This is a genomic window from Rhizobium sp. CFBP 13644, assembly GCF_014842165.1.
Classification (GTDB): Bacteria; Pseudomonadota; Alphaproteobacteria; order Rhizobiales; family Rhizobiaceae; genus Agrobacterium; species Agrobacterium tumefaciens_C.
In genome coordinates, this window is the sequence record NZ_JACYVF010000014.1 from 62,069 (window position 1) to 68,376 (window position 6,308).

Genomic DNA, 6,308 nt, shown 5'->3' on the forward strand with positions numbered 1-6,308 from the left:
TATCGCTCCTTACAGTACTTCTGGAGCCAGCGAGATGATCTTCATGTGGTTCTTAGCGCGAAGTTCGCGTGGAACCGGTCCGAAGATACGGGTGCCGATCGGCTCTTTCTTGTTATCGATAAGAACAGCTGCGTTGTTATCGAAACGGATGACGCTGCCGTCTGCGCGACGAATGTCCTTGGCTGTACGAACGACAACCGCCTTCATCACATCGCCCTTCTTGACGCGGCCGCGCGGAATGGCTTCCTTGATAGAAACGACGATAATGTCGCCAACGGAAGCATACTTGCGCTTCGAGCCGCCCAGCACCTTGATGCACATGACACGACGTGCGCCGGAATTATCCGCCACGTCGAGGTTTGTTTGCATCTGAATCATGTCAGGTCGCCTTCTTGTTGTGACCGGACCGGTTGGGCAAGTTCATAGAAACAGCCCCCTGTTCCAGCTTATGAATATCTCTGTTTTCGCGCGGAATAATCGTGACAGGGTGGTTTCCTAACGGACCTTCCGTGCGCATCAAAGCAAAAGAACGCCCGTGAACGAGCGTTCTTGTGCTGCTTCATACAGACTTTCGCGCATATAGCAAGAGCCACGCGAAATTCTGTCGAAATTATGCCTGGGCGGAAATGACCGTCCAGCGCTTATCCTTGGAAATCGGTGCGCATTCCTCAATGGAAACGACATCGCCGATCTTATACTGGTTGTTTTCGTCGTGCGCCTTGTACTTCTTCGAACGACGAACGGTCTTCTGAAGCAGCGGGTGAGCGAATCGGCGCTCAACACGGACTACTACAGTCTTCTCGTTCTTGTCGGACACAACGACGCCCTGCAGAATGCGTTTAGGCATATTATTCTTCCTTTAGGCCTTGGCTTCTGCCGCCTTCTGGCGGGCAATGGTTTTCACGCGGGCGATGTCCTTGCGGACTTCGTCGATGCGCGAGGACTTTTCCAGCTGGCCGGTTGCCTTCTGAAAGCGCAGGTTAAACTGCTCTTTCTTCAGGTCGGCTAGCTTGTCCTTGAGCTGATCGGCGCTGAGGCCGCGAACGTCTTCGGCTTTCATGGTGCCTGCTCCTTACTCTGCGATGCGCTGAACGAAGCGCGTCTTAACCGAGAGCTTGGCAGCGCCGAGACGAAGCGCCTCGCGGGCGATCTCCTCGGAAACACCGTCGATCTCGAACATCATACGACCGGGCTTGACCTTGCATGCCCAGTATTCAACAGAACCCTTGCCCTTACCCATACGAACTTCGGTCGGCTTCGCCGTAACCGGAGTGTCTGGGAATACGCGGATCCACACACGACCAGCGCGCTTCATGTAACGCGTGATCGCGCGGCGGGCCGCCTCGATCTCGCGCGCGTTCACGCGGTTCGGTTCCTGCGACTTCAAGCCGAATTCACCGAATGCCAGGTCAAAGCCGCCCTTGGCCACACCTTTAATGCGACCCTTAAACTGCTTACGGTACTTAGTACGCTTTGGCTGCAACATTTTCTAACTTCTCCGAGCTTATCTTTCGCCAGCGTCAATCAAGCGTTTTCGCGGCGACGGTCGCCACGATCGCCACGCTCACGGCTTGCCGGACCCTGCGCATCGCCTTCGAGCCCACGACGCTCGGAAGCCATTGGATCGTGCTCAAGGATTTCGCCCTTGAAGATCCAAACCTTGATGCCGCAGATGCCGAATGCCGTTGTGGCTTCTGCCACACCGTAATCGATGTCCGCACGCAGCGTGTGCAAAGGAACGCGACCTTCGCGGTACCATTCGGTACGAGCGATTTCAGCGCCGCCAAGACGACCACCGCAAGTGATCTTGATGCCTTCGGCACCAAGACGCAGTGCGGACTGAACAGCGCGCTTCATGGCGCGGCGGAAAGCCACGCGACGCTCGAGCTGCTGAGCGATCGACTGCGCAACGAGCGTTGCGTCGATTTCTGGCTTACGCACTTCAACAATGTTGAGGTGCGTTTCAGAAGCAGTCATCTCAGAGATCTTCTTGCGAAGCTTCTCGATGTCTGCACCCTTCTTGCCGATGATCAGACCCGGACGAGCCGAGTGAATGGTCACGCGGCACTTCTTGTGCGGACGCTCGATGACAACCTTGGCGATACCAGCCTGCTTCAATTCCTTGATCAGGTAAGCACGGATCTTGAGGTCTTCGTGCAGAAGCTTGCTGTACTCAGCAGTGTCTGCATACCAGCGGCTATCCCAAGTGCGGTTGATACCGAGGCGGAAGCCGATTGGATTGATTTTCTGACCCATTATGCGGCCTCCCCTTTTTCTTCCACTTCACGAACAACAATCGTCAAGTGAGAGAACGGCTTTTCAATGCGCGATGCACGACCACGGCCACGAGCGTGGAAACGCTTCATGGTGATGGACTTGCCAACATAGGCCTCGGCGACGACGAGAGCGTCGACGTCGAGATCATGGTTGTTTTCCGCATTGGCAATTGCAGATTCGAGCGTCTTCTTGACGGTCGAAGCAATACGCTTGCGGGAGAATTCGAGCTCGGCGAGAGCGCGATCAACCTTTTTGCCCCGGATAAGAGCGGCAACCAGGTTCAGTTTCTGGGGGCTGACGCGAAGCGTGCGGGCAATGGCCTGAGCCTCATTGTCCTTCAGCCGGCGTTCGGTCTTAGCCTTCGCCATGATTACTTCCTCTTTGCCTTCTTGTCCGCACCATGACCGTAATAGGTCCGGGTCGGAGAGAATTCACCGAACTTGTGTCCGACCATGTCTTCGTTGACCGAGACGGGCACATGCTTGCTGCCATTGTAGACGCCGAATGTCAGACCGACGAACTGCGGCAAGATCGTGGAGCGACGGCTCCAGATCTTGATCACTTCGTTGCGTCCGCTTTCACGTACCTTCTCAGCCTTAGTGAGAAGATAGCCGTCAACAAACGGACCTTTCCATACTGAACGAGCCATTTGAGAGTTCCTCTCTTACTTCTTGCGCTGATGGCGCGAACGCATGATGAACTTATCGGTCGACTTGTTGGAGCGAGTGCGCTTGCCCTTTGTGGGTTTACCCCACGGAGTCACCGGATGGCGACCACCAGACGTACGACCTTCACCACCACCATGAGGGTGATCGACAGGGTTCATCACGACACCGCGAACGTGAGGCTTCTTGCCGCGCCAGCGTGAACGACCGGCTTTGCCGTCGTTGATGTTGCCATGATCGGCATTCGAGACAGCGCCGATGGATGCAAGGCAAGTGCCATGCACGAGACGCTGCTCACCGGAGTTCAAGCGAAGGATCGCCATCCCTGCATCGCGACCAACGAGCTGGACATACGTACCGGCGGAACGAGCGATTTGACCGCCCTTGCCTGGCTTCATCTCGACGTTGTGGATGATCGAACCGACTGGAATGTACTGAAGAGGCATAGTGTTGCCTGGCTTCACGTCCACTGCCTTTTCGGAGGCGATCACCTTGTCACCGGCAGCAAGACGCTGTGGCGCGAGAATGTAAGCCTGTTGGCCGTCCGTGTATGTCACGAGCGCGATGAATGCGGTGCGGTTAGGGTCATATTCCAGACGCTCGACCGTACCTTCAACGTCGAACTTGCGACGCTTGAAGTCTACCAGACGGTAGGTCCGCTTGTGACCGCCGCCCTGAAAACGAACGGTGATCCGGCCCTGATTGTTACGGCCACCCTTCGAGCTGAGGCCCTCTGTAAGAGCCTTTACCGGCTTGCCCTTGTAGAGCGAAGAACGGTCCACGATAACCAGCTGACGCTGGCTAGGCGTGGTCGGATTGAAACTTTTCAATGCCATTTTATTTGTTCCCTTTTGGGTCTTTGCCCGCTTGGGCCTAACCTTTTAGAGTCCGGTGGACACGTCGATGGATTGACCTTCGGCGAGCGTGATGATGGCTTTTTTGACATCCTTACGCTTACCGGCGAATCCACGGAAACGACGAGTCTTACCCTTGCGGATAAGCGTGTTCACTGCCGTGACCTTGACTCCGAAGAGTGCTTCAACTGCAGCCTTGATTTCAGGCTTAGAAGCATCTTTGGCGACGTTGAATACGACCTGGTTCTGTTCAGAGACCAGCGTCGACTTTTCCGTGATCGAAGGAGATACGATCACATCGTAGTGGCGAAGATCCGTCATTTGAACCGCTCCTCAAGGGCTTCAACTGCAGCCTTGGACAGCACGAGCTTGCCGCGGCGCAGAATGTCGTAAACATTGATGCCCTGAATCGGCAGAACGTCCACGTTAGGGATGTTCTGAGCTGCGAGCTTGAAGTTGCCATCAAGTTCTGCGCCGCCGATAACGAGAGCGTTTGTAAGGCCAAGCGTAGCAAAGTGGCCAAGGAGACCCTTTGTCTTTGCGTCGGACGCAACGAGCTGATCGACGATGATCAGTTCTTCGGACTTCAGCTTTGCAGACAAAGCGTGACGCAGTGCAAGCGCACGAACCTTCTTTGGAAGGTCATGAGCATGGCTACGAACGACTGGGCCATGGGCCTTGCCGCCGCCGCGGAACTGCGGTGCACGAGCAGAGTGGTGACGAGCGCGGCCCGTACCCTTTTGCTTGTACATCTTGGCACCCGTGCGGGAAACTTCTGCGCGGGTCTTGGTCTTGTGCGTTCCCTGCTGCTTCTTAGCAAGCTGGTAACGAACCATGCGGGCCAGGATATCCTGGCGTGGGTCGAGGCCGAAAATTTCGTCCGACAGGGATACCGTGCCGGCGTCTTTTCCCTCGAGGGTTTTGACGTTCAATTCCATGATGAGGCTCCCTTACTTCGCTGCCGACTTAACGGCGTCGCGGACGATGATCCAGGAACCCTTGGAACCGGGAACGGCGCCCTTAACGAGGATCAAACCGCGACCCTCATCGGTCGAAACCACTTCCAGATTCTGGGTGGTAACGCGTGTGCTGCCCATGTGACCAGCCATGCGCTTGCCCTTCCAGACCTTGCCTGGATCCTGGTTCGAACCAGTAGAACCGTGAGCACGGTGAGAAACGGAGTTACCGTGAGAAGCGCGACCACCACCGAAGTTGTGACGCTTCATGGAACCCGCGAAGCCCTTACCGATTGTCGTGCCGGTAACGTCTACCAGCTGGCCTGTCTGGAAATGATCTGCGGTCAGTGTTGCACCGACGTCGATGAGGTTTTCGGGAGAAACCCGGAACTCAACGAGCTTTGCCTTCGGCTCGACGCTGGCAGCGGCAAAGTGACCGCGGAGTGCCTTTGTCGTATTCTTGACCTTGGACTGGCCTGCACCGAGCTGAACTGCGGTGTAGCCATTCTTGTCTTCTGTGCGCTGGGAAACAACTTGTACGTTGTCCAAACGCAGTACCGTTACTGGGATATGCTCGCCGGCGTCGTTGTAGACCCGGGTCATACCCACTTTCTGTGCAATCACACCTGAACGCATTGGTTCAATCCTCTTGCGAGCCTTGAAGGGAGAACCCTCTGTGGCCTTTGTTAAGGAGTTCCCTTCGACATCTCACGACGTTTCCGGTCTCCGGATTGGAAGACGTTGGATTACTCCACGTACCTTCCTTGTTATATCGGCCCTTACTTTCGCAAGGTCAGGCCGAGGTCTTAGAGCTTGATTTCGACGTCAACGCCAGCAGCCAGGTCGAGCTTCATCAAAGCATCAACCGTCTGCGGTGTTGGGTCTACGATATCGAGAAGGCGCTTGTGCGTCCGCATTTCGAACTGCTCACGGCTCTTCTTGTCAACGTGAGGAGAGCGGTTAACGGTAAACTTTTCGATGCGGGTAGGAAGTGGAACCGGGCCGCGAACGCTTGCGCCGGTGCGCTTGGCGGTCGACACGATTTCACGGGTGGAGGCATCGAGGATCCGGTGATCAAACGCCTTGAGGCGGATACGGATATTCTGGCCGTTCATACGTCTTGTCCTTGTTCTTTGTCTTTGGATTTCCGCACGCGGAAATACATGAACCTGTTGATCGTGGCGCCGCAGATTTTCAAAAATCAAGAGGAATGCAAATTCGCATCCCAATCATTTCGGTAGTCTGTAATTTTGAAATCACCAGGCTCCGCAATTCAGCGCGAATCCAACTGGTGAGTGTGAGTGCGCGTTTACGCGCTTTCACGGGAATTTTCAAGCCATAAAAATGCAACGCCATGACGCTTTTTATAAAACGTCCGATGGCGGTGCTTTTAACACCGCCATCGTCCACTATTACGTCGCCGGAAAATGCTCCGACGTCATTGCTAGGGTGTCTAACACACCCACAGCATTATTTACTCGACGATCGAAGCAACGATGCCAGCGCCGACGGTACGGCCGCCTTCGCGGATAGCGAAGCGCAGCTTTTCTTCCATC

The 6,308-nt window shown here is 55.3% G+C and carries 13 protein-coding genes; all 13 read right to left on the reverse strand.

Features of this window, described 5'->3' with window-relative positions; all coding sequences use genetic code 11:
* Positions 1-9: 9 nt before the first annotated feature.
* Positions 10-378, reverse strand: a complete 369-nt coding sequence (gene rplN, locus IFT53_RS22650) for a 50S ribosomal protein L14 (RefSeq protein ID WP_003495199.1) — start codon at positions 376-378, stop codon at positions 10-12.
* 232 nt (positions 379-610) lie between these two features.
* Complete coding sequence (rpsQ, locus tag IFT53_RS22655) at positions 611-847, reverse strand: 30S ribosomal protein S17 (protein WP_042618526.1); 237 nt, start codon at positions 845-847, stop codon at positions 611-613.
* A 12-nt stretch (positions 848-859) separates the two neighbouring features.
* Positions 860-1,060 carry a 50S ribosomal protein L29 gene (gene rpmC / locus IFT53_RS22660; RefSeq protein ID WP_042618527.1) on the reverse strand — a complete coding sequence of 67 codons (201 nt, stop codon included), beginning with the start codon at positions 1,058-1,060 and terminating at the stop codon, positions 860-862.
* 12 nt (positions 1,061-1,072) lie between these two features.
* Entirely contained in the window at positions 1,073-1,486 is a 414-nt protein-coding gene (rplP, locus tag IFT53_RS22665; RefSeq protein ID WP_042618528.1) for a 50S ribosomal protein L16, read from the reverse strand.
* A gap of 38 nt (positions 1,487-1,524) precedes the next feature.
* Positions 1,525-2,256 carry a 30S ribosomal protein S3 gene (rpsC, locus tag IFT53_RS22670; RefSeq protein WP_042618529.1) on the reverse strand — a complete coding sequence of 244 codons (732 nt, stop codon included), beginning with the start codon at positions 2,254-2,256 and terminating at the stop codon, positions 1,525-1,527.
* A complete protein-coding gene (gene rplV / locus IFT53_RS22675; protein ID WP_037172087.1) occupies positions 2,256-2,645 on the reverse strand; it encodes a 50S ribosomal protein L22 in 390 nt (129 codons plus the stop codon). The genes rpsC and rplV overlap by 1 nt, the downstream gene beginning before the upstream one ends.
* A 2-nt stretch (positions 2,646-2,647) precedes the next feature.
* Positions 2,648-2,926, reverse strand: coding sequence for a 30S ribosomal protein S19 (gene rpsS, locus IFT53_RS22680; protein ID WP_003507772.1), 279 nt, complete (start codon positions 2,924-2,926; stop codon positions 2,648-2,650).
* Between the two features lie 15 nt (positions 2,927-2,941).
* Positions 2,942-3,778: a 50S ribosomal protein L2 gene (gene rplB / locus IFT53_RS22685; RefSeq protein ID WP_042618530.1), complete on the reverse strand. Its 837-nt coding sequence runs from the start codon at positions 3,776-3,778 to the stop codon at positions 2,942-2,944.
* A 45-nt stretch (positions 3,779-3,823) separates the two neighbouring features.
* The gene (locus IFT53_RS22690; protein ID WP_042618531.1) at positions 3,824-4,117 is read right to left on the reverse strand and encodes a 50S ribosomal protein L23; all 294 of its coding nucleotides are present in this window, start codon (positions 4,115-4,117) and stop codon (positions 3,824-3,826) included.
* Positions 4,114-4,734, reverse strand: coding sequence for a 50S ribosomal protein L4 (gene rplD, locus IFT53_RS22695; RefSeq protein WP_042618532.1), 621 nt, complete (start codon positions 4,732-4,734; stop codon positions 4,114-4,116). The genes IFT53_RS22690 and rplD overlap by 4 nt, the downstream gene beginning before the upstream one ends.
* Positions 4,735-4,746: 12 nt before the next feature.
* Positions 4,747-5,388 carry a 50S ribosomal protein L3 gene (gene rplC / locus IFT53_RS22700; RefSeq protein ID WP_042618533.1) on the reverse strand — a complete coding sequence of 214 codons (642 nt, stop codon included), beginning with the start codon at positions 5,386-5,388 and terminating at the stop codon, positions 4,747-4,749.
* 170 nt (positions 5,389-5,558) lie between these two features.
* The gene (rpsJ, locus tag IFT53_RS22705; protein WP_003507767.1) at positions 5,559-5,867 is read right to left on the reverse strand and encodes a 30S ribosomal protein S10; all 309 of its coding nucleotides are present in this window, start codon (positions 5,865-5,867) and stop codon (positions 5,559-5,561) included.
* Positions 5,868-6,226: 359 nt separating this feature from the next.
* The coding region (locus tag IFT53_RS22715; protein WP_010051863.1) for an EF-Tu C-terminal domain-related protein at positions 6,227-6,308 on the reverse strand (82 nt) is incomplete at its 5' end.

Excerpts from the sequence above, each read along its gene's own strand:
- rpsQ (WP_042618526.1), bottom strand. The coding sequence starts at position 847 with ATGCCTAAACGCATTCTGCAGGGCGTCGTTGTGTCCGACAAGAACGAG.
- rpsS (WP_003507772.1), bottom strand. The coding sequence starts at position 2,926 with ATGGCTCGTTCAGTATGGAAAGGTCCGTTTGTTGACGGCTATCTTCTC.
- rplP (WP_042618528.1), bottom strand. The coding sequence starts at position 1,486 with ATGTTGCAGCCAAAGCGTACTAAGTACCGTAAGCAGTTTAAGGGTCGC.
- rpsC (WP_042618529.1), bottom strand. The coding sequence starts at position 2,256 with ATGGGTCAGAAAATCAATCCAATCGGCTTCCGCCTCGGTATCAACCGC.
- rplN (WP_003495199.1), bottom strand. The coding sequence starts at position 378 with ATGATTCAGATGCAAACAAACCTCGACGTGGCGGATAATTCCGGCGCA.
- rplC (WP_042618533.1), bottom strand. The coding sequence starts at position 5,388 with ATGCGTTCAGGTGTGATTGCACAGAAAGTGGGTATGACCCGGGTCTAC.
- rpsJ (WP_003507767.1), bottom strand. The coding sequence starts at position 5,867 with ATGAACGGCCAGAATATCCGTATCCGCCTCAAGGCGTTTGATCACCGG.
- rplV (WP_037172087.1), bottom strand. The coding sequence starts at position 2,645 with ATGGCGAAGGCTAAGACCGAACGCCGGCTGAAGGACAATGAGGCTCAG.
- rpmC (WP_042618527.1), bottom strand. The coding sequence starts at position 1,060 with ATGAAAGCCGAAGACGTTCGCGGCCTCAGCGCCGATCAGCTCAAGGAC.
- IFT53_RS22690 (WP_042618531.1), bottom strand. The coding sequence starts at position 4,117 with ATGACGGATCTTCGCCACTACGATGTGATCGTATCTCCTTCGATCACG.
- rplB (WP_042618530.1), bottom strand. The coding sequence starts at position 3,778 with ATGGCATTGAAAAGTTTCAATCCGACCACGCCTAGCCAGCGTCAGCTG.
- rplD (WP_042618532.1), bottom strand. The coding sequence starts at position 4,734 with ATGGAATTGAACGTCAAAACCCTCGAGGGAAAAGACGCCGGCACGGTA.